Below are 20,714 nucleotides of genomic sequence, written 5' to 3' on the forward strand. Positions count from 1 at the left end.
GGTCCTTGACCGCATCGCTTCGGGTGTCATTGGTCGAATCCCTTCGTGGCGAGGAAGGTCCGCATGCGGGCGGCGGCCAGCTCCGGGTCGGGCAACGCACCCGCCTCGGCGGCGAGGACGAAGAGCCGGGCCAGATGCGCCACCTCACGGTTCTCCTGCGCGCCGCCGACCATGGTGAAGTGGTCCTGATGACCGGCCAGGTGGGCCAGGAAGACCACACCGGTCTTGTAGTGGCGGGTCGGCGTGGCGAAGATGTGCCTGGCCAGCGGCACGGTCGGCTCCAGGACCGCGCGGTACCGGTCGGTGTCACCCCGGTCCAGCGCGGCCAACGCCGCTGCGGCGTGCCGGGCGAGCGGGTCGAAGACGCCCAGCAGCGCGTGGCTGAAGCCCTGCGCGCCGCCGCTGCTGTGCTGGTCTCCAAGAATGAGCTCGGGGTAGTGGAAGTCGTCACCGGTGTAGAGGCGGACCCCGTCCGGCAGCGCCCGACGCAGCGCGATCTCCCGGTCGGCGTCGAGCAGCGAGACCTTGATGCCGTCGACCTTGTCGGCGTGGTCGCGGATCAGCGCCAGCACGTGCTCGGCGGCGGTGTCGAGGTCGCCTGCGCCCCAGTACCCGGCCAGCGCCGGGTCGAAGGGCGTGCCGAGCCAGTGCAGGATCACCGGCTCGGCGGACTGGGCCAGCAGCCTGCCGTAGACCTCCGCGTAGTCGTCCGGTCCGGACGCGGTACGGGCCAGCGCGCGACTGGCCATCAGGACCACCTGCGCCCCCGCCTCCTCGACCACCTGCCACTGTTCTTCGTAAGCAGCGGTGATCGATGTGAGCGAATGACCGTCTCCGACCGACGTCGCGCCCAACTGATCGGTGCCGACCCCGCAGGCGAGCCGGCCACCGACGGCACGCGCCTCCGCGCCGCTGCGGCGGATCAACTCGCGCGTCGCGGGCCAGTCCAGGCCCATCCCGCGCTGGGCCGTGTCCATCGCGTCGGCGATGCCGAGGCCGAGGGACCACAGGTGGTGCCGAAAGGCGAGCGTCGCCTCCCAGTCCACGCCGGCGGGCAGCCCGGGACCGTTGGGCTGCCGGGGGTCGGCGACGACATGCGCCGCCGCGAACACCGTCCGGCTGCGGGCGGGCTCGCTGCGCGAGGGGAGTTGCGCCAGTAGGTCGGCGGTGTCGGGCAGCCGGTAGCGGGTGGCGATCCCGTCGAGCGGAAGCAGGATCGAGCCGGACGTCGAGGAGGCGGGGGAGGCCGAGGCGGCCGAGGAGGCAGGGGAGGCTTGGGAGGCTGGAAAGGAGGGCACGGCAGGGCTCCTGGGGCTGAGGGGGACGCTGGTCGTGGCCGTCAGAGGGCTAGTTCCGGGATGTCCAGGCGACGGCCCTCGCGCGACGAGCGCAGCCCGAGCTCCGCCAACTGCACGCCCTTGGCGCCGGAGAGCAGGTCGTAGGGGAAGGGCTCGTCCGCGACGACGTGCGCCAGGAACTGCTCCCACTGCACCTTGAAGCCGTTGTCGAACTCCTGGTTGTCCGGCACCGGCTGCCACTGCGCGCGGAACGGCTCGGTGGCCGGCAGGTCCGGGTTCCACACCGGCTTGGGCGTGGCTCCCCGGTGCTGGATCCGGCAGTTGCGCAGTCCGGCGACCGCGCTGCCCTCGGTCCCGTCGACGTGGAACTCGACCAGCTCGTCCCGGTCCACGCGGGTGGCCCAGGAGGAGTTGATCTGCGCGATCACCCCGCCGTCCAGCTCGAAGACGCCGTAGGCCGCGTCGTCGGCCGTCGCCCGGTAGGCGAGACCGCGTTCGTCGCGGCGCTCCGGGATGTGCGTCCAGGCCTGCGCGTAGACGGAGCGGACCGGCGCGAAGATCCGCTCCAGCACGTAGTGCCAGTGCGGGAACATGTCCAGCACCACTCCGCCGCCGTCCTCGGCCCGGTAGTTCCACGACGGCCGCTGCGCCGACTGCCAGTCGCCCTCGAACACCCAGTAGCCGAACTCGCCCCGGACGGACAGGATCTGGCCGAAGAAGCCGCCGTCGACCAGGCGCTTCAGCTTGAGCAGTCCCGGCAGGAACAGCTTGTCCTGCACCACGCCGTTCTTGACCCCGGCGTCGCGCGCCGCGCGGGCCAGCGAGAGCGCGGCGTCGACCGAGTCGGCGCTCGGCTTCTCGGTGTAGATGTGCTTGCCCGCGGCGATCGCGGCGCGCAGCGCCTTCTCGCGGACCTGGGTGAGCTGGGCGTCGAAGTAGATCTCGTTCGCCGGATCGGCGAGCGCGGCGTCGAGGTCGGTGGTCCAGCGGGTGAGGCCGTGGCGGTCGGCGATGGCCCGCAGCTTCTCCTCGTTGCGGCCGACCAGCACGGGCTCGGGCAGCACCCTGGTGCCGTCGGCCAGTTCGAGCCCGCCCTGCTCGCGCAGCGCGAGGACGGAGCGGACGAGGTGCTGGCGGTATCCCATACGGCCGGTGACGCCGTTCATGACGATGCCGATGGTCCTCTGAGGCATGGAGGTCTCGCTTCTCTTGGCGGGGAGTCTCTTGGTGGTGAGTCGCTTGGTGGGGAGCCTCTTGGGCGGAGCGCAGACGGGGGTGCAGGGCAGTCGGGTCGGTGCTGGACCGGACCCGGTGCGGGACCGGACCCGGCGCGTTGACGTGCGCGGTCCCCGGCCGACTTCGGCGTCGCGGGATGCCAGGAGCCGTGGGAAAGCGCTTTCCAAGAGGTACGTTACGAGCATGGCGAATCCACGGTCAAGGACCCGACCCGCACGGACCGGCAGCGGTGTGACCCTGCAGCAGGTGGCCGAGCACGCGGGAGTGTCCCTGGCCACGGCCTCCCGCGTGCTGCACGGCAGCGGCACCCGGACCGTCGGTGAGGAGCTGCGCCGCCGCGTCGAGTCCGCGGCCGAGGAGCTCCGCTACATCTCCAACGCCCCGGCCCAGGCGCTGGCCCGCTCGACCAGCGCGGTCGTCGGCCTGATCGTCCACGACGTCGCCGACCCGTACTTCGGCGCGATCGCGGCCGGCGCGATGCGGGCCGCCCGCGAGCACCGGCTGATGGTGATGATCGCCGCGACCTTCCGCGAACCCGGCCTGGAGCTGGAGTACCTGCGCGGTCTGCGCGCCCAGCGCGCCCGTGCCGTGATCCTGGCGGGCAGCGGCACCACGGACGCGGCGGCGACCGCGCGCCTGGCGGAGGAGATCGCCGGGTTCGAGGCCGACGGCGGCCGGGTCGTCTGCATCGGCGAACGCGGACCCGAGGTCGACACGGTGGCAATGGCCAACCATGCGGGCGGTGGCCTTGCCGCGCGCGGACTGTGGGAGCTGGGTCACCGCCGCATCGGCGTCGTCTCCGGCCCGGAGGAACTGCTGACGGTCCGTCAACGTCTGGACGGTGCGCGGGATGCACTGCACTCTCTCGGCGCCGGGCTCGATCCGGCGGACGTGCGCACCGGCGACTTCACCCGCGAGGGCGGCCGGGCGACAGCTGTCCGCCTGCTCACCGAACGGCCGGACCTGACTGGCGTGTTGGTGCTCAACGACGTGATGGCGGCGGGCGCGCTCGCCGGACTCCGCGACGACCTCGGCCTCTCCGTCCCGGACCGGGTCTCCGTTGTCGGCTTCGACGACGTCCCGTTCGCGGCCGACCTCCGTCCGTCGCTGAGCACGGTCCGGCTGCCGCTGGAATCCGCGGGGGAGGCGGCCCTCCGGTTGCTCCTCGACCCTGCGGCGGACGCCCCGCGCCGGATCCCGCTCGACGCGGAGCTGATCCTGCGCGGCAGCACGGCGGCTCCGCCGCGGGCGTGAGACGCGCGGCGCGGCGCGAGCAGGGGTGCGGCGCGGTGCGAGCGGGCGGAGCGCGGCAGGAGCGCGGTGGGGTGCGGCAGGAGCGCGGTGGGGTGCGCCCACCCGGCTCCCTTGACTATGGTGGAGGCGGGCCGTGACTGGCGCTGAGGTGGCATACCACCGGGGAGCGGCCTGACGATGTGTCAATGCCGTGCGCCTGGGCGAACCTTCGTGGAGCTCAGGAGTGCAGCATGGTGGAGACCCAGGCTCAGTCGGAAACGCAGACCGCTCGGCTGATGGACGGCACCGCCCTCGCCGAGCGCATCAGCCGTGAGACCTCGGCCGCCGCGGCCGACATCCTGCACCGTTCCGGGACCTCGCCCTGTCTGGCGACGGTGCTGGTCGGCGAGGACCCGGCGTCGGTGACGTACGTGCGGATGAAGCAGGCCAGGTGCGCGAAGGCCGGGATCGTGTCGCGGCACGTGACCCTGCCGGCGTCCACCAGCACCTCCGCGGTGGTGGAGACGATCACCGGGCTGTCCCAGGACCCGGCTGTGCACGGGATCCTGCTCCAGCATCCCGTGGGGCCGCACATCGACGAGCGCGCCGCGTTCGAGGCGATCGCCCCGGAGAAGGACGTGGACGGGGTGACCATGCACTCCTTCGCCGCCATGGGCTTCGGCTTGGCCGGATTCGCCTCCTGCACCCCGGGCGGGATCATGCGGCTGCTGGACTCGTACGAGGTCGACCTCACCGGCAAGCACGCCGTGGTCGTCGGCCGCAGCGCCATCCTCGGCAAGCCCGTCGGCATGCTCCTCCTCGGCCGCGACGCCACGGTGACGTACTGCCACTCGCGGACGGTCGGCCTGGCGTCGATCGTTCGGCAGGCGGACGTGCTGGTCGCCGCCGTCGGCAGGCCCCGGTTCATCCGGGGGCAGGACGTCAAGCCCGGCGCCGTGGTGGTGGACGCCGGGTACAACCCCGGCAACGTCGGGGACGTGGACTTCGACGGCGCCCGGCACCGGGCGAGTCTGATCACTCCGGTGCCAGGCGGTGTCGGTCCGATGACCATCGCGGTCCTGCTGGAGCAGACGGTTCAGGCGGCGGCCCGGCAGCTGGGGCTGTTCTGACCGCCGTTCCTGACCGCCGTTCCTCACTCCTGTGGCGTAGCCGTCACGACCACAGGGCGGAACAGCAGGCTGAACTCCGCCTTGCTGGGCCGGAGTCGGTGCTCCGGCAGCGCGCCGGGGCCGCAGGAGGCGGTGCCGAGGCCGTCGTGGGCGAGGTCGAGGTGCAGGTGGAGGATGCCGTCCGGGGTGAGTTCGTGCGGGTGGGGTGCGGCGGCCAACGCCGCGTCGCTCCAGGGGCGGGCGGCGAAGTCGAAGGTCGGCAGGCCTTCGACGCGCAGCCCGTGGCCGTCGGAGCCGGTCAACTCCGCCCAGCGGGCGGCGGAGCGGTTGCCGTTCTCCTGCGGGCGGACGTAGGGGGTCTGCAGCTCCGGCACCGACAGCGACCAGCGACCGATCCGAACTGCCGCGCGGCTGTCGCGGTAGGACTCGCCAGGCCCGAGGCCGAACCACGCGACCTGCGTCAGCGAAGCGGGCAGCGCGAGGTGGAGGCCGAGCCGAGGCAGCGTCAGGTCGCCCCAGTGGGCCGGTTCGCCGTCGGGTTCGACAGCGAGGTCCAGGCGCAGGCCACCGTCCGTCTCGCGCCAGCGGTAGGTGGCCAGCAGGCCCAGGTCGGACGCGGCCGCAGCGGCCCGGGTGCGGACGGTACGGACGCCGGACTCGGTGGAGTCGTCGATCGTCCGGTGCCGCATCCGGTGCAGGCCCGCCTGCGCCCACCGGTTGGCGAGTGAACGCGTGCCGCCGCCACGGTCGTTGTCGGTGGGCGCACGCCAGACGTGCAGGCGGGCGGCGGTGACGGCATCGCGCAGCCCGGCGGGCCACGGGGAGGAGGCCGACGAAGACGCAGAGGACGCGGAGGCCGAGGTCGCGGCGGCGGGCGTGGACGCGGCGGCCCGCGAGGTGAACCCCTCGGCGTCCAGCGGGAACTGCGCCCAGGCCATCTCGTGGCCCGCCTCGGCCCACGGCTGGTCCTGCGCCAGCCGCGCCGTGACGGTCAGCCACAGCTCGGCTGCGTCCTGGTTGTCCTCGCCATCCTCGCCGACCTCGCCGACCGAGGAGAGCAGGTCCTCGATCACGAGGGTCGACGTGTCGCCCGCCACCGTTTCGGGAAAGTCGAGCGTCCCGCTCGCGACCTGGTGACCGTCGCGTGCGACGGACCAGGCGAAGGCCAGGTGATCGAGCGATCGGAAGTCGTAGCGATTGGTCACCGAGATCGCGTTGAGCGTCAGATCCAGATCGAACCTGATCGGCGTGATCACCTTGGCGAACTCGATCAGCCCGGGGGAGGGAGTGCGGTCGGGGAAGACCAGCCCGTCGGCGATGAAGTTGCCGTCGTGCAGCGGCTCGCCGAAGTCACCGCCGTAGGCGTACCAGCGGCGGCCGTCAGCGGTCGTCCGCGCGATCCCGTGATCGATCCACTCCCAGACGAAACCGCCCGCGACGCGCGGGTACGTGTCGATCAGCCGCTGGTACTCGCTCAGGCCGCCGGGGCCGTTGCCCATCGCGTGCGCGTACTCGCAGAGCACGAACGGCACGGCACGGCGGTGGGCGTCGAGCGCGGGGTCGTCGGTCGGCGGCTCCTCGCGGCGGCCGATGGCGTCGACCTCGGCGTGGTTGGCGTACATCCGCGAGTAGACGTCGACGTAGCCGCTGTCCCGGTCGCCCTCGTAGTGGATCGGGCGCTCGGGGTCCCGGGAGCGGCACCACTGCGCCATCGCGGCCAGGTTCCGGCCGGTCCCGGCCTCGTTGCCCAACGACCAGAACAGCACCGAGGGGTGGTTCTTGTCCCGCTCGACCGTCCGCCGCATCCGGTCCAGCATCGCCTCCGCCCAGCGCGGGTCGTCGCTGGGGTTGCGCCGCCAGCCGACCTGCTCGAAGCCGTGCGTCTCCAGGTCGCACTCGTCGACGACCCAGAGGCCGTACTCGTCGCACAGTTCCAGGAAGGCGGAATGCGGCGGGTAGTGGCTGGTGCGGACGGCGTTGATGTGGTGCCGCTTCATCAGCAGCACGTCCTGCAGCATGGTGGCGCGGTCCAGGGCACGGCCCTGCTCCGGGTGCCACTCGTGCCGGTTGACGCCGCGCAGCGTGATCGGCGCTCCGTTCACCAGGAGCACGCCGTCCACCACGGCGATCGAACGAAAGCCGACCCGCAGCCGGACCGTCTCGCGGTCGGTCCGCAGCACGGCGTCGTAGCGGCGCGGCGACTCGGCCGACCACGCCTCGACCCGTTCGATCAGGTGTGGTCCGGCCGGATCGACGTCGTGCAGGCCGAGTTCGGGCACGCTGAGCCGGACGCCGGTCCCGGCCGTCTCGATCGCGAGGGTGCCGGAACCAGTGACGTGGTTCCAGTCGGCGTGGACGAAGAAGTCGTCCAGTGCGGGCTCGGGACGGGCCAGCAGGGTGACGTCCCGGAAGATCCCGGAGAGCCACCACATGTCCTGGTCCTCGAGGTAACTGCCGCTGGACCACTGGTGGACCAGGACCTCGACCGTGTTGGTGCCGGGACGCAGCAACGCCCCCACCTCGAACTCGTGGGCCAGTCGACTGCCCTTGGCGTGGCCCAGCGGCGTGCCGTTGAGGCTGACGGCGAAGCACGAGTCCACGCCGTCGAAGCGGAGCAGGCTGCGCGTCACAGGTTCGGCGTCGGCGGTGACCGGCCAGTCCGCGGGTAGCTCGAAAGTGCGGCGGTACTCGCCCGTCGGGTTGTCGTCCGGGACGAACGGCGGCTCGATCGGGAACGGGTAGCTGACATTGGTGTAGGCGGGGGAGCCGTGGCCGTGCAGCTGCCAGTGCGCCGGGACGGGGAGTCCGGTCCACGGGCCCTGGTCCAGCCGGAACTCCCAGAGGCCGTTGAGGGAGAGCGAGGGGGCGTCGGAGTCGGCGGTGGTGCGGGGTGGACGGGCGCCGACTCCCGGTGCGGGGTCGACGACGTAGGCGAAGGACACGGCGCTCCTGGGGTCGCGGGTCACGGGTCGCACGGTGTTTGTCCCGAATCTAGGAAGAGCGACCCCTTGCGTCAAGACTGAATGATCGTATGATCGCGAAACGAAAGATCGGTGCGGATTCGCTCTGCTCGCTCAGAACGTACGGGGTGCTTCCGGTCGTGCCGATCATGTCCGTCGTTCCGTGAGTCGTCATGCGACGCGAGGGGAAGTACATGCGCGCCACCGCCGAGGCCCGGCACCGGCAGATACTCGACCTGCTCAGTGTGCGGACCAGCCTGCGCGTGGGCGAACTCGCCGTCGCGCTCGGCGTCTCCGTCGCCACCGCCCGCCGTGACGTGGAGGCCATGTCCGTCGCGGGCCTGCTCCAGCGCGCCCACGGCCGGGTCAGCCGTCCCCGTCCCGCTCCGGCGGCGGTCGCGGTCGGCTCCACTCCGGGATCCGCCGCCGGACCGGCAGCCGAACCCGGAGTTGTGGGGAACCCGCAGGTCATCGGCATGTTGGTGCCGGTCGCCGACTACTACTACGCCGAGGTCGTCCGTGGTGCCCGCGAGGCGGCTGCCCGGGCGGGAGTTCGGCTGGTGCTGGGGATCTCGCACTACTCGCCGGAGGCCGACCGGGTCCAACTCGCCGCCCTGGTCGAGAGCGGAGCGGCAGGACTGCTGCTCACACCCAGCTGGGCGTCGGGCCGTCCCGGGGTGGCGGAGGAACGTCGCATCCTCGAACTCGGCGTCCCCGCCGTGCTGTTGGAACGGCGTGCCGATCCCGGGACCGGTCTGGCCGAGTTGGACCGGGTGTGCACCGCGCACGCCGAGGGGGCAGGCCTGGCCGTCCGGCACCTCGCCGAGCTGGGCCGACGCCGGATCGGCCTGCTGGTCCGCACCGACACGCCCACCGCGCACCACCTGCGCGCGGGCTACCTCTCCGCCACCGCAGCCCTGGGTCTGGAGCCGCTGTCGCTCGACCTGCCCGGCCCCAAGGGGAGTGGCGGTGCACCCTTCCACGACCTGGTCGAATCGATCCGTCATGCCCGACTCGACGCTGCTCTGGTCCACACCGACGAGGATGCGCTCCGGCTGCTCCAGGCGCTGCACCAGCACGGCCTGCGGGTGCCGGACGAACTGGCCCTGGTCGCCTACGACGACGAGGTGGCGGCCCTGGCCGATGTGCCGCTGACCGCTGTCGCCCCGCCCAAGCGCCGTCTCGGCGCGACGGCCGTGGCGCTGCTGCTCGACCGGCTTCGTACCGAGCCCGCCTCCGCGGCTCCCAGGCCGAACAGCCATCTCGACCTGTTGCCCTCGCTGCGGGTCCGCAGCTCCTGCGGCGTCTCCGTGGGACGCGGCGGGACGGCGGCGGCGCCGACAGTGGCGCCAGCGGCGGCACCGACGGTGCCCGCGTCCGCTCTTCCGCTCAGGTAGCCATCAGATAACGATCGAGTGATCGAATGAAAGTTTTTCGATGATTCGCTCTTGACGACGAGCGACTCGAAGCCAAGGATGACGCATCATCGCCCACGGCCTCACCGCCGTACGGCCCACGAACGTCGCTCGGATGCCTGAACCCCTCCCTCCCGGACTCCACCCACCGGGGCGTCTCCTGACAGGAGCTCAGCAATGACGCACAGCTCGAACCGCCGTCGCCGCATCTCCCTCGCCGCCTGTGCCGCGCTCACCCTGGTCACCGTCGCCGCCTGCGGCAGCAGCGGGGGCAGCGCCGGTGGCTCCGCCAACGCCTCCTCCGGACAGCCCGTCAACATCACCTTCTGGACCTGGACCAAGAACGCCGACAAGGTCACCCAGGAGTTCAACGCGACCCACAAGGACGTCCACGTCACCTTCGTCCAGACCAGCGGCGGCCCGGCGGGCTACGCCAAGGACGTGGCCGCGATCAAGGCGGGCAACGGCCCGGACCTGTTCAACGTCGAGTACGCGCAGCTCCCCAACTTCGTCAGCCAGGGCCTGGTCCAGGACGTCAGCTCGCTGGTCGGCAGCTCCACCCGCTCCGCCCTCGGCAACGCGATGAACCTGACCACCCTGGGCGGCAAGACCTGGGCGGTCCCGTTCGACATCGAGCCGGAGGTGTTCTACTTCCGCAAGGACCTGTTCCAGAAGTACCACCTGACCGTGCCGTCCACCTGGGACCAGTTCAAGACCGACGCCGCCGCGTTGAAGCAGGCCGACCCCGGTGCCAGCCTGGTCAACTTCCCGATCGACGACCCGAGCATGTTCGCTGCCCTCGCCTGGCAGGCCGGTGGTCAGTGGTTCGGCACGTCGGGCAACACCTGGAAGGTCAACTTCCAGGACCCGGCCACCCTGAAGGTCGCCGCCTACTGGCAGGGCCTGCTCGACAGCGGCCAGGTCAGCCACCTGGTCAGCGCCAGCCCGGCGCTCACCGCCGGGATCGGCGACGGAAGCATCATCGGCATGATCAACGGCCCCTACGAGGCGGCCTACCTCAAGCCCATGACGTCCGGCCAGGACGGCAAGTGGGCCGAGGTCCCGCTGCCGACCTGGGACGGCACCCCGGCAGCAGGCACCGTCGGCGGCTCCAGCTACGCGGTCAGCAAGAACAGCGCCCACGCCGCAGCCGCGATCGAGTTCGCCACCTGGATGGCCACCAACGCCGACGCCGTCTCCACTCGCGTCGCGGGCGGCGCGTCCAGTTCCCTGCCCGCCGACCCCGCCATGGCCGACGTGGCTCAGAAGGCCTTCGACAGCAGCCTCTTCGGCGGCCAGGACATCTACGCCGTCAGCAAGCAGGCCGCCACCACTGTCAAGAGCGGCTGGACCTGGGGCCCGCTGATGCTCTCCACCTGGTCCGACTTCTCCGACGAGTGGGCCAAGCTGGGTGCCGGCGGTTCGATCACCACCGCGCTCCAGTCCGCCCAGTCCCAGACGGTGTCGCAGATCAAGGCGGCCGGCCTGAACGCCCAGGGCTGAGGACCGCGACATGGCCGTTCTCTCCGACCGGGCCTCCGGGCCGGGCCCCGAGCCGGACTCCGGCTCGGGCGTCGGCCCCGACACCGCACCCCGCGGCCGGGCCTCGCGCACCGGGGAATCCCGCGCCCGGACGAAACGCCCCCGGACCGACCGCACCAGGGCAACTCGCACGCGCGGCGCTGCCACCGTGCTGCTCGCCCCCTTCTTCGTGCTCTTCGCCGCCGCGACGCTCGCACCGATCGTCTACGCGCTCTGGTTGAGCCTCTTCAAGCAGCACGTCTCCGGGCTCGGCTTCGGGGGTCCGCCGACGAACATCTTCGCTGGGCTCAGCAACTACCTGGACGTGCTGAAGGATCCGGCCTACCGCGACGGCTTCCTCAACGTCGCGCTCTTCGCCGTGATCTACGTCCCGGTCATGCTGGTCGGCTCGCTCGGCGTGGCGCTGCTGCTCGACTCGACGCTGGCCAAGGCGAAGCGCTTCTTCCAGCTGAGCCTCTTCCTGCCGCACGTGGTCCCCGGCATCATCGCCGCCATCGTCTGGCTCTACCTCTACACGCCGGGTGTCAGCCCGGTGGTGAGCGCGCTGCAGAGCGGCGGGATCAGCTTCGACATCGCTTCGCCCTGGGTCGCCGTCCCCTCCCTGGTCAACGTGGCGCTGTGGGAGGTGCTCGGCTACAACGTGGTGGTCTTCTACGCCGCGCTCCAGGCGATCCCGAAGGAGGTGCTGGAAGCCTCGCTGATTGACGGAGCGTCAGAACTGCGCACCGCGTGGTCGATCAAACTGCCCAGCATCCGCGCCAGCGTGGGGCTGGTCGGGCTGTTCACCTCGATCGGCGTGCTCCAGCTCTTCCAGGAGCCGCTCCAACTCAACCAGGCGTTCCCTGCCGTCATCGGCTCCCAGTGGACGCCCAACCTCTACACCTACGTGGCCGCCTTCAAGAACTCCAACTACGGCTACGCCTCGGCGGGTTCGATCATGTTGGCCGTGATCTGCGGCCTGCTCTCCTTCGGGGTCACCCGCCTGTCCAACCCGTGGAGGCAGTCATGACCACCGCGCTCGACTCCGACTCCAGGGCTACCACCCCGGCACCTCGGCCGACCGCGTCCACGCGACCGGCCAGACCCCGCTGGATGTCCAAGGCCGCGGTCAACACGGCCCTGGTGCTGGCCGGCGTCTACACCTTCTTCCCCGCCGTCTGGATGCTGATGGCCGCGGCCAAGAACGCCAGCGGCATCATGAGCGGGCGCGTCCTCAGCCTCTCCGACTTCGATCTGATGGGGAACCTCTCGGGGTTGATGCACCTTCAGGGCGGCATCTACTTCCGCTGGTTGCTCAACTCCTTCTTCTACGCGGGTGTCGGCTCCGTCGTCTGTGCGCTGGTCTGCTGCGCCGCTGGGTACGCGTTCGACAAGTACCAGTTCCGGGGGAAGGAGAAGCTGTTCGGGCTGGTGCTGCTGGGCGTGCTGGTGCCGAGTGCGGCCACCGTGCTGCCGCTCTACCTGTTGGCGAGCAAGGTCCATGTGGTCAACACCGTCTGGGCGGTGCTGATCCCCTCCCTGGTCAACCCCTTCGGCGTCTACCTGGCCCGCGTCTTCTCCCAGGGCTACGTGCCCGACGAGGTGGTGGAGGCGGCCCGGGTGGACGGCGCGGGGGAGTTGCGCATCTTCGGCTGGATCGGCCTGCCGATGATGAAGTCCGGCTTCGCCACCATCATGCTCTTCCAGTTCTCGGCGATCTGGAACGGCTTCTTCCTGGCCCTGGTCATGCTGGCGGACCAGAACCTCTACCCGGTCAGCCTCGGCCTGTACATCTGGAACAACGCGGTGGCGGGCGACGCGCCCTCGCTGGTCTCGCTGGTGATCAGCGGCTCCGTCATCGCGGTGCTGCCCGTCATCGTCCTGTTCGTCTGCCTGCAGCGCTTCTGGCGCTCCGGACTCACCGCCGGCGCCGTGAAGTAGCCGGGTTCCGTGAAGGAACCGGTGCTCACCGGCGCCGACGAAAGGAGCCTGATCGAATGACCGTGTCCCGACTCCACCGGCCGCGTACCGCGCTGGCCATGGACCCGGGCCTGATGCCGCGCGTCCTCGGACCGGAACAACTGGGACGACTGCACGAGGTCGCCGAGGTAGTCCCGGTGGACGGCGTGCTGCACGACTTCTCGACCGAGGAGGCGCGGGCCGTGCTGGCCGACACCGAGGTGCTCCTCACCTTCTGGGGCTGCCCGCCGGTCGACGCTGCGGTGCTGGCCGCGGCACCCCGGCTGCGTGCCGTCGTGCACGCTGCCGGATCGGTCAAGACCCTGGTCTCCGACGCCTGCTGGCAGCGCGGCGTGGTGGTCTCCTCGGCGGCGTGGGCCAACGCCCTGCCGGTCGCCGAGTACACGGTGGCTGCCGTGCTGATGTCCAACAAGGCCCTGCTGCGGGCCCGGGACGACCTCCGCCGACTGCGGGTCTGGGACGACTGGCACCACCGCTACGCCGACATCGGCAACTACCGCCGCACGGTGGGCGTGATCGGGGCCTCCCGAATCGGTCGCCGGGTGATCGAACTACTGCGACCGTTCGATCTGGACGTGATCGTGAGCGACCCCTACCTGGGCGAGGAGGAGGCGCGCACCCTGGGCGTGCGGGTGGTGACGCTGGACGAGCTGTGCGCGCAGTCGGACGTGGTGAGCATTCACGCACCGTCCCTGCCGGAGACCTTTCACCTGATCGATCGCTCACGCCTCGCCCTGATGCGCGACGGCGCCACGTTGATCAACACTGCCCGCGGCGCGCTGCTGGACGCCGACGCGCTGGTCGACGAACTGTCCACCGGGCGGCTCAACGCGGTGATCGACGTGACCGATCCGGAGCCGCTGCCCGCCGACTCGCCGCTCTACGACCTGCCGAACGTCCTGCTCACCCCGCACATCGCGGGTTCGGTCGGCGGCGAGCTCCATCGGATGGCGGACTCGGCCATCGCCGAAATCGCCCGCCTCGGCCGTGGGTTGCCCTTCGCCCACCCCGTCCTGCGGGAGGAACTCGACCGCACCGCGTAGGCGCCCGCGCTGCCTGCCAGGGAAAGGACCTACACGGGCTGGGCGACCGGGACGTACGGAGTGTGTTGGCGCCTGGCCTGCACGGCAGCCGCCTCCGGTGCGATCCCGGATTCGGTGAACGCCCGCCCGTCGAGCGTCCAGTGACGGTCCGCCAGTATCCCCAGCGAGGCGAAGACCTGGGGTGCGACGTCCACGTGGCGCAGCGGGCGAAGTTGCTCGCCCGGCGCGAAGTCCGGCCCGCAGCAGGCGATCCACGCCGTGCGCTCCAGGTCGCTGTCACCACCGTGCCCGCCCTCGTCGACGTGGCCGTGGTCGGTGACCACGATCACCGTCCACGCCTCCTCGGCATGGCCGGGCCGGGACCGGACCGCGTCGAGGAGCAGCCCGAGTCGCTCGTCGGCCCGCCGGATCGAGGCGTGGTAGTCCTCACCGCAGCCGCGCAGGTGCGCGGTCTCGTCGACCGCGCCGAGGTAGACGAACGAGGCCTCCGGGTCCTCCTCGCGCAGCACCCGGACGGCGTCGGCCACCACGGTCCCGTCGCAGTCCTCCCAGTCCTCGCAGGTCTCGGCGGTCGGCGCGGCGAAGCTCAGCCGCGACGGCCCGTTGAACAGCGGCCCGCCGCCGCGCGCAAGCACCAGCGGCTCCCAGCCCGCGGCCACGTAGGTGCGGCGGCCGAAGCCCCGACTGAGCCGGGTGAGGAAGTCCGGGTAGACCGCGAGCCGGTGGCCGCTGAAGTCGTTGTTCCACACGGCGTGCTTGAGGACGTGCACGCCGGTCGCCACCGTCGCCCAGCACGGCCCGGACATCGTCGGCGTGCCGTCGTCTATCCGCACGGGGGAGAGAAAGCCCGCGCGCACGACGGAGTCCAGGTGCGGGGTCGGCACCTCCCCGAGCAGGTCGAGCCGCACGCCGTCGATGCCCACGACGAGCACGCGACGACGCGGCACGGAGCCGTGCTCCGGGGAGGGCTGGGGTTGGAACGGCATCGCGGTGGGCTCCCCGTGGCGGTGAAGAGAGACGGCTGACTGTGCTGGTTGTGCGGTCACCTTAGCGGTAGGGAGGCACTCCGGAAAGCGCTTTCCATCTGTCTGCTTCTTCGCCGTCGACCAGGCGTCGGCTCACGGCCACCGCGGACCCGTCGGTTCGCCCGGCGAGAGCTCAGGCTCTCGTGGACGCGCGGACGTGGAGGGCGGGGAGCAGGTCGAGGTGGCGATGGGGGAGTTGCTCGTCCGGGCCCTCGGTGAGGCGCTGGAGCAGCAGGTCGACCGCAGTGGCGCCCAGGGCGTGCTTCGGCGGGGCGATCGCGCTGAGCGGGACGTCGGCCAGGGCGGCGGTCTCGTCGTCGTAGGCGACAATGGCCAGGTCGTCCGGCACGCGCAGCCCGTGCGACTGCAGCTGCTGGAGCAGCACCAGCGCGTCCGAGTCGGTGTGGACGAGCGCGGCGTCGATCTCGCCCTCGGCGATCGCGGTCGCCAGGGCCTCCAGCCGCTCGGTGAAGTCCTCCGCGACCGGTGTCCGTGGCGGACGCAGGCCGAGCGCGTCCATGCCGACGCGGTAGCCGGTAGCGATGTAGTCGGCGGTCGGAGTACCGGGTCGGGCCAGCACGGCGATCCGGCGGCGGCCGAGCGAGGCCAGGTGGCGGACGGCGACGCACGCGCCGTGGACGTGGTCGGTGCAGACCCGGTCCAGCGCGGCCAGCGGCGAACCCGGCGTCACTCGGCGCTCCAACAGCACGGTGGGGACGCCGAGTTCGAGCACGGCGTCCTCCTCCTCGGCGCTGGGCGCACCGCTCGGCCAGGTCGGCGTGAGCAGCAGGCCGCCGACGCCCGCGTTCAGCATGGAGGCGATCTGCGCCCGGTCCTGTTCCGGCCGGTAGTCCGAGATCCCGAGGATCAGCCGGACCCCGGCGGCAGCGGCGGCGCTCTTCGCCCCGCGGATGACCTCGGCGTAGTAGTACGAGGCGGCCGGAACCAGCAGGCCGAGCACCGTGTCCGGCGGCAGCACGCGTCGGGTCGGGGCGGCGGCGCCGAGCAGTTGACCGGAGCGCGGCTCGGCCGCCGGGTCGGGCCAGGTGACGAAGCCGTGCGCACGCTGCAGCCGACCGGCTTCGGCGAGGATCTCGACGTCCCGCCGCGCCGTGACCGCGGACACCCCGAGGGCCTCGGCGAGGTCGGTGACCCGCAGCGAGCCGTGTTCCCGGACCAGGAGCAGGATCTGCTCGTGCCGTTCGTCGACGGAAGGGCGCACGGTTTCCCCCAGAGTGAGCGGCTGCGGTGGTGGTGCGGCTGAATCCCTGGGACCGGGACTGGCAGCGCGTCAGGGGAAGCCTAGCGAATCGCCGTACCGGTGCTTTCGCAAAACAATCATCCGGTCACTCGATCAGGTTTGCCGCTGCACAGTTGGACGGGATCCCGCCACCGTCCTGGGGTCGGACGTGGTCAGCCGTGGTCAGCCGGGCTTGTTCGGCCAGGCCGCCGCGTCCGCGAGCCGGACCAGAGCGAACGGGCCGCCCTGCGGGTCCTGCAGGTAGGCGACCTCGCCGTAGCGGCGGGCGCGTGGGGTGGCGACGAGCCGGCCGCCCAGCGACTCCGCGGACTTCACCGCGAGGTCGACGTCGTCCACCGCGAAGTAGACCCGCCAGCGCGGATGCGGCTGTTCCGGACCGGCCTCGCGGATGCCCGCCACCCGGTGGCCGTCGAGCTTCAACAGGATCGCGTCGTCGTCCCGCTCCACCTCCGCCGCGCCGTCCGCGACCGAGTCCATGCCGAAGGACTTGGCGTAGAAGTCGGCGGCGTCCAGTACCGAGGGAGCGAGCAACTCGCTCCACACCACTGACCCGTGGGCACGGCGCAGTTGCCAGCCGACGTGGGCGTGCGCCTCCCAGATGCCGAAGGTGGCACCCCACGGGTCCGCGGCCAGAGCCAGGCGGCCGGCGTCCCCGGAGTCGAGCGGTCCGAGCGCGACCGTGCCGCCGCAGTCGCGGATCCGCTGGGCGACCTGGTCCGCGCTGTCGACGGCGAAGTAGGTGATCCAGTCGACCGGATACCCGGCCTCCTCCGCGATCTCGCCGATTCCGGCGACCAGCCGCCCGCCGACGGAGGCGCGGACGTACGGCCCGAGCCGGGCGGGTCCGGGCCCGAAGTCCCAACCGAGCAGCGCGCGGTAGTAGTCGCACGCCCCCTGGAGATCGTGTGCCATCAGACTTACCCAGCACGGTGTGCCCTGCGGATGTCGCACGGAGTCACTCACTCTCCCGATGCTCCCACCTCACGGCTGCGGAAACCGTCCAAGGCACGAGAATGTCCGCTATGAATGCTCAGTCGTCATCGAATGCCGCGCCGACATCGCTGATCGCTCCGGCGGACCTCGCCGAACTGCTCGCAGGCGATCGCCCGCCCGTGCTCTTGGACATCCGTTGGGCCCTGGGCGGCCCGCCCGGCGCCGAGGAGTACGCCAAGGGTCACCTGCCCGGCGCCCACTTCGTGGACCTGGACCGCGATCTCGCCGCTGCGCCCGGCCGGGCCGGACGGCACCCCCTCCCCGACCCGGCCGTGCTGCAGGCGGCACTGCGCCGCGCCGGCGTGAGCGGCGACCGCGAGGTGGTCGTCTACGACGCCGCCACGTCGATGTCCGCCGCCCGCGCCTGGTGGCTGCTGCGCTGGGCAGGTCACGACGCGGTCCGTGTGCTCGACGGCGGCCTCCAGGCCTGGGCGGACGCCGGACTTCCGGTGTCGCTGACCGAACCCCCGGTCGTGGAGGGCGACTTCACGGTCCGTCCGGGCAGCCTGCCGACGGTGGACGCGGACGGGGCGGCGACCTGGGCGGACCGTCCGGCGGGCGTGCTGCTCGACGCACGGGCGGGGGAGCGCTACCGCGGCGAGACGGAGCCGGTCGACCCGCGCGCCGGCCACATCCCTGGCGCGACCTCCGCACCCACCGGCGACAACGTCGACGCGAACGGCAGTTTCCTCCCGGCCAACGCGCTGGCCGCGCGCTTCGCCGCCCTGGGCGCGACGCCGGACGCGGAGGTCGCCGTCTACTGCGGCTCCGGCGTGACCGCGGCGCACGAGATCCTCGCCCTGCACCTGGCCGGTGTTCCGGCGACGCTGTACCCGGGCTCGTGGAGCGAGTGGTCCGGGGACCCGTCCCGCCCGGCCGCGACGGGCCCCGACCCGCGCTGAGCGACCCGCGCTAAGTGAACCGTGCTGGGCGATCCGGCGGGGAACGGACGAAGGGCCTCGGGCAGTCCGCCCGAGGCCCTCACGCTTTCGTTCGTCAGTCCCGCCTTCGTCAGTCCTGCTTCTTGCGGCGGGTGCCGAAGACGATCTCGTCCCAGCTCGGTACCGCGGCCCGGCGGCCCGGGCGGACGCCGTCGGCCTCCGCCTGACGGTCGGTCGAACCGACCAGGCGGTCGCGGTGGGGGCTGGCGGTGCGCGGCATCAGGATGTCCGCGTAGGCCGAGCCCGCGCCCACCGCCGCCGCGGCCGGAGCCTCCGGCTCGACCGGGACCGATTCCGACGACTCGTCGGACACCGCTCCGGGCGTGGCCACGTCGAGAATGCTGGTCAGCGAGTCCACCGGAGTGACCGGTCCGACCTGCGACACCAGGGCGGAGGGGGACGACGCGGACGCAGCGGCAGAAGCGGCCGGCGGCTCTGCCGTCCGGTCACCTGCCGTCCGCTCACCCGTCGGGCGTTCGATCGGCTTCCGTTCGATCGGGACTCGCTCAACCGGCACCCGTTCAACCGGCACCCGTTCAACCGGCACCCGTTCGACCGGCGTGCGCTCGGGCGCGTGCGGACGCATGCCCATGCCGCGGTCGGCTCCGGGCAGGCGGGCGATGCGCGGGACGAACGGGAAGGTCGGCTCCTCCACCCGCTCCGGCGTCTCGCCGATCAGTGCACGGGCCTCGTCGTCGAGCGGCTGGACCAGACGGCGCGGCGGGTCGTACGTCCAACGGGCCTGCCGTGCGGCGCCCTCGGCGGCGAAGCTGAGAACGATCTCCCAGGTGCTGTCGTCGCGCCGCCACGAATCCCAGCCGGTGCTGTCCTTGTCGGCGCCGCGCAGCAGCAGGCGCTCGGCCACGGCGTCACCCAGCTGCGGACCGGTGCTCTCGCCCGCACGGCGGACCGAGGTCTTGCGGGCCCGCTCGGCCATGAACGCGCGCTCGGCCAGGACCGGGCCCTCGAAGCGGCGGACCCGCTCGACGGAGATGCCCGCCTGCTGCGCCACCTCCTCGGCGGTCGCACCGGCGCGGATCCGCGCCTGGATGTCGCGCGGACGCAGGTGGCTCTCGACGTCGATCTGGCCCAGCCGCGGGCGGTCGCCACGCACGGCGGCGCGCAGCCGCTCGTCAATCGGAAGAAAGTATTCCGTCGAATCGGCAGCCTTGAGCACCAGTCGTGAGCCGTCATTGCTGACGGCTACGACACGCAGTTCGGGCACGGTTACCTCCCGGGTGGTGCCTGCCGACGTCACCTGCGTCGCTGCTCCCGTAACGAGTGTGGCGTGCCGACGGCCGGCCGACCACAACATTGCAGAGTTACCCGGTGTGTCGGCCTCTATCCGCGACTCACCGTTATGGCACAGTTACTTCTTTTGCGTCATGTGACGAGTTGTCACTGCTGCAGCCGATGTTGTCGTTCCTGTGTGCTGTTCTCTTTCCATGCTGTCGCCACGCCTTGCGTGGCGATCACCCCGGGATGAGCGTTCCCGACCGCGCGCAGCCAGGCGTCATGAACGGTACTCCATTCGTGGCATCCAGGTGGTGCGGCTCGCGGCTCAAGTCTCCCCTGAATCATCGGATTCTCAAGGGTCGCCACTCCGATGGGCGTCGACCGACCGACGTACGGTGATCATCTTCACACATTTCGGCCATCCGGAACCATCACATCCATCGAACGGTCGTACCTGGTGCAGTATGGAGAAAGGCGGATATCGAGGGGCATTGGTGGAGGATCTGGAAAAGTCGGCCCGAACGTCCGGGCGAAAGCGCCTCGATCTGAGCTTCACTCAGGTGGCCGCGAGTGCGTTGGCGGCGGTGGTCGGCGCGCTGCTCGCATCCCAGCTCGGGGTCTACGGGACGATTCTCGGTGCGGCGGTGGTCAGCGCGGGCGCGACCACCGGGAGCGCGCTGTTCCAGCACGTCTTCCGGCGCACCGGCGAACAGCTGCGCGAGATATCCGGCGGTTCCGTGCCCCTGGGGCAGACCCGTCGGGTGGAGGCCCTCAGCGGCACCGAGGAGCCGGTCGGGAAGGTGCCTCCGGGCGGGCTGGAGGAGAAGCCGGAGGAGAAGACGCAGGTCTTCGACCCGTTCGACCCGGGCGGCGAGCACACCCGGATGATGGCGCAAATCAACCCGCCGGATCCGGCCGAGACGGTGGCGGTTTATCGCGGGCGCACCACCTGGAAGCCGAAGGGCTGGCGGGTCTACGCGATCACGGCGACGCTCGTCTTCGTGATCGCGCTGGGCGCGGTCGGCGCGATGGAGTTGGCCGTGGGCAAGCCCGCCGGCCAGTTCTTCGGCGGCAGCGGGGGCGGCGGACCGAAGCCGGGCTCGGGCGTGTCCGCGCCGGCGGACCCGTCCGGTTCCTCTTCCTCCTCCACCTCGGCGGACCGCAGCGGCTCCGACCGCCAGGGGCAGGGCAACAGCTCGGGGTCCGGCGCCGCCTCTTCGGGCACGAGCGCGAGCCCTTCTTCCTCGCCGACGCCGACACCGAACCCGAGCCCGAGCTCCAGCGCGGGCGGCGGCACCGGCGGGACCGGCGGGACCGGCGGAGGTGCCTCGCCCTCGCCCGGCGCGTCGTCCTCGACCGGTGCGGGCTCCGGCACGGGCGGATCCGCCGTCTCGGGCGAGGGTGTGGCGCCGAGCGTCACGCCCAGCCCCTGAGAGGCTGTC

At 71.6% G+C, this 20,714-nt stretch carries 16 protein-coding genes and 1 riboswitch; of the genes, 9 read left to right on the forward strand and 7 right to left on the reverse strand.

The features are described from left to right. Positions 1-26: 26 nt before the first annotated feature. On the reverse strand, positions 27-1,196 hold the full coding sequence (locus tag ABH928_RS20335) for a dihydrodipicolinate synthase family protein (RefSeq protein WP_370068671.1): 1,170 nt from the start codon (positions 1,194-1,196) through the stop codon (positions 27-29). 143 nt (positions 1,197-1,339) lie between these two features. After that, complete coding sequence (locus tag ABH928_RS20340) at positions 1,340-2,491, reverse strand: Gfo/Idh/MocA family protein (RefSeq protein WP_370068432.1); 1,152 nt, start codon at positions 2,489-2,491, stop codon at positions 1,340-1,342. A gap of 274 nt (positions 2,492-2,765) precedes the next feature. Between ABH928_RS20340 and ABH928_RS20345 the strand changes: the two genes are divergently transcribed. Both ABH928_RS20345 and ABH928_RS20350 read left to right on the forward strand, forming a co-directional pair. Further along, the gene (locus ABH928_RS20345) at positions 2,766-3,788 is read left to right on the forward strand and encodes a LacI family DNA-binding transcriptional regulator (RefSeq protein WP_370068434.1); all 1,023 of its coding nucleotides are present in this window, start codon (positions 2,766-2,768) and stop codon (positions 3,786-3,788) included. 123 nt (positions 3,789-3,911) lie between these two features. Beyond that, positions 3,912-3,997, forward strand: a riboswitch (ZMP/ZTP riboswitch). Between the two features lie 21 nt (positions 3,998-4,018). Continuing rightward, on the forward strand, positions 4,019-4,897 hold the full coding sequence (locus ABH928_RS20350) for a bifunctional 5,10-methylenetetrahydrofolate dehydrogenase/5,10-methenyltetrahydrofolate cyclohydrolase (RefSeq protein WP_370068436.1): 879 nt from the start codon (positions 4,019-4,021) through the stop codon (positions 4,895-4,897). A gap of 23 nt (positions 4,898-4,920) precedes the next feature. Here the strand turns inward: ABH928_RS20350 and ABH928_RS20355 are convergent, their stop codons facing one another. Beyond that, positions 4,921-7,863 (reverse strand): glycoside hydrolase family 2 TIM barrel-domain containing protein, encoded by a 2,943-nt coding sequence (locus ABH928_RS20355; RefSeq protein WP_370068438.1) that lies wholly within the window; start codon positions 7,861-7,863, stop codon positions 4,921-4,923. A gap of 188 nt (positions 7,864-8,051) precedes the next feature. On the opposite strand from ABH928_RS20355, the gene ABH928_RS20360 reads away from it, so the two are divergent. The 5 genes from ABH928_RS20360 (at position 8,052) to ABH928_RS20380 (ending at position 13,816) form a co-directional block, all read left to right on the forward strand. Continuing rightward, entirely contained in the window at positions 8,052-9,254 is a 1,203-nt protein-coding gene (locus ABH928_RS20360) for a substrate-binding domain-containing protein (RefSeq protein ID WP_370068440.1), read from the forward strand. Between the two features lie 195 nt (positions 9,255-9,449). Further along, positions 9,450-10,775 (forward strand): ABC transporter substrate-binding protein, encoded by a 1,326-nt coding sequence (locus ABH928_RS20365; RefSeq protein WP_370068442.1) that lies wholly within the window; start codon positions 9,450-9,452, stop codon positions 10,773-10,775. A gap of 10 nt (positions 10,776-10,785) precedes the next feature. Beyond that, positions 10,786-11,823 carry a carbohydrate ABC transporter permease gene (locus ABH928_RS20370; protein WP_370068444.1) on the forward strand — a complete coding sequence of 346 codons (1,038 nt, stop codon included), beginning with the start codon at positions 10,786-10,788 and terminating at the stop codon, positions 11,821-11,823. After that, positions 11,820-12,734 carry a carbohydrate ABC transporter permease gene (locus tag ABH928_RS20375; protein WP_370068446.1) on the forward strand — a complete coding sequence of 305 codons (915 nt, stop codon included), beginning with the start codon at positions 11,820-11,822 and terminating at the stop codon, positions 12,732-12,734. The genes ABH928_RS20370 and ABH928_RS20375 overlap by 4 nt, the downstream gene beginning before the upstream one ends. 56 nt (positions 12,735-12,790) lie before the next feature. Next, positions 12,791-13,816 carry a hydroxyacid dehydrogenase gene (locus tag ABH928_RS20380; RefSeq protein ID WP_370068448.1) on the forward strand — a complete coding sequence of 342 codons (1,026 nt, stop codon included), beginning with the start codon at positions 12,791-12,793 and terminating at the stop codon, positions 13,814-13,816. Positions 13,817-13,845: 29 nt separating this feature from the next. Here the strand turns inward: ABH928_RS20380 and ABH928_RS20385 are convergent, their stop codons facing one another. From ABH928_RS20385 to ABH928_RS20395, 3 genes are all read right to left on the reverse strand, one after another. Further along, positions 13,846-14,802: an alkaline phosphatase family protein gene (locus tag ABH928_RS20385; RefSeq protein ID WP_370068450.1), complete on the reverse strand. Its 957-nt coding sequence runs from the start codon at positions 14,800-14,802 to the stop codon at positions 13,846-13,848. A gap of 172 nt (positions 14,803-14,974) precedes the next feature. Beyond that, complete coding sequence (locus tag ABH928_RS20390; RefSeq protein WP_370068452.1) at positions 14,975-16,063, reverse strand: LacI family DNA-binding transcriptional regulator; 1,089 nt, start codon at positions 16,061-16,063, stop codon at positions 14,975-14,977. A gap of 201 nt (positions 16,064-16,264) precedes the next feature. After that, a complete protein-coding gene (locus tag ABH928_RS20395) occupies positions 16,265-17,014 on the reverse strand; it encodes a VOC family protein (RefSeq protein WP_370068454.1) in 750 nt (249 codons plus the stop codon). Positions 17,015-17,124: 110 nt separating this feature from the next. Between ABH928_RS20395 and ABH928_RS20400 the strand changes: the two genes are divergently transcribed. Beyond that, positions 17,125-17,997: a sulfurtransferase gene (locus ABH928_RS20400; protein ID WP_370068456.1), complete on the forward strand. Its 873-nt coding sequence runs from the start codon at positions 17,125-17,127 to the stop codon at positions 17,995-17,997. A gap of 109 nt (positions 17,998-18,106) precedes the next feature. Here ABH928_RS20400 and sepH read toward each other — a convergent pair whose 3' ends face one another. Continuing rightward, positions 18,107-19,294, reverse strand: coding sequence for a septation protein SepH (gene sepH, locus ABH928_RS20405; RefSeq protein WP_370068458.1), 1,188 nt, complete (start codon positions 19,292-19,294; stop codon positions 18,107-18,109). Positions 19,295-19,832: 538 nt separating this feature from the next. Here sepH and ABH928_RS20410 point away from each other — a divergent pair. Next, positions 19,833-20,705: a hypothetical protein gene (locus ABH928_RS20410; protein ID WP_370068460.1), complete on the forward strand. Its 873-nt coding sequence runs from the start codon at positions 19,833-19,835 to the stop codon at positions 20,703-20,705. Positions 20,706-20,714 lie beyond the last annotated feature (9 nt).

It is taken from the genome of Streptacidiphilus sp. MAP5-3, from assembly GCF_041262505.1.
Lineage (GTDB): Bacteria > Actinomycetota > Actinomycetes > Streptomycetales > Streptomycetaceae > Streptacidiphilus.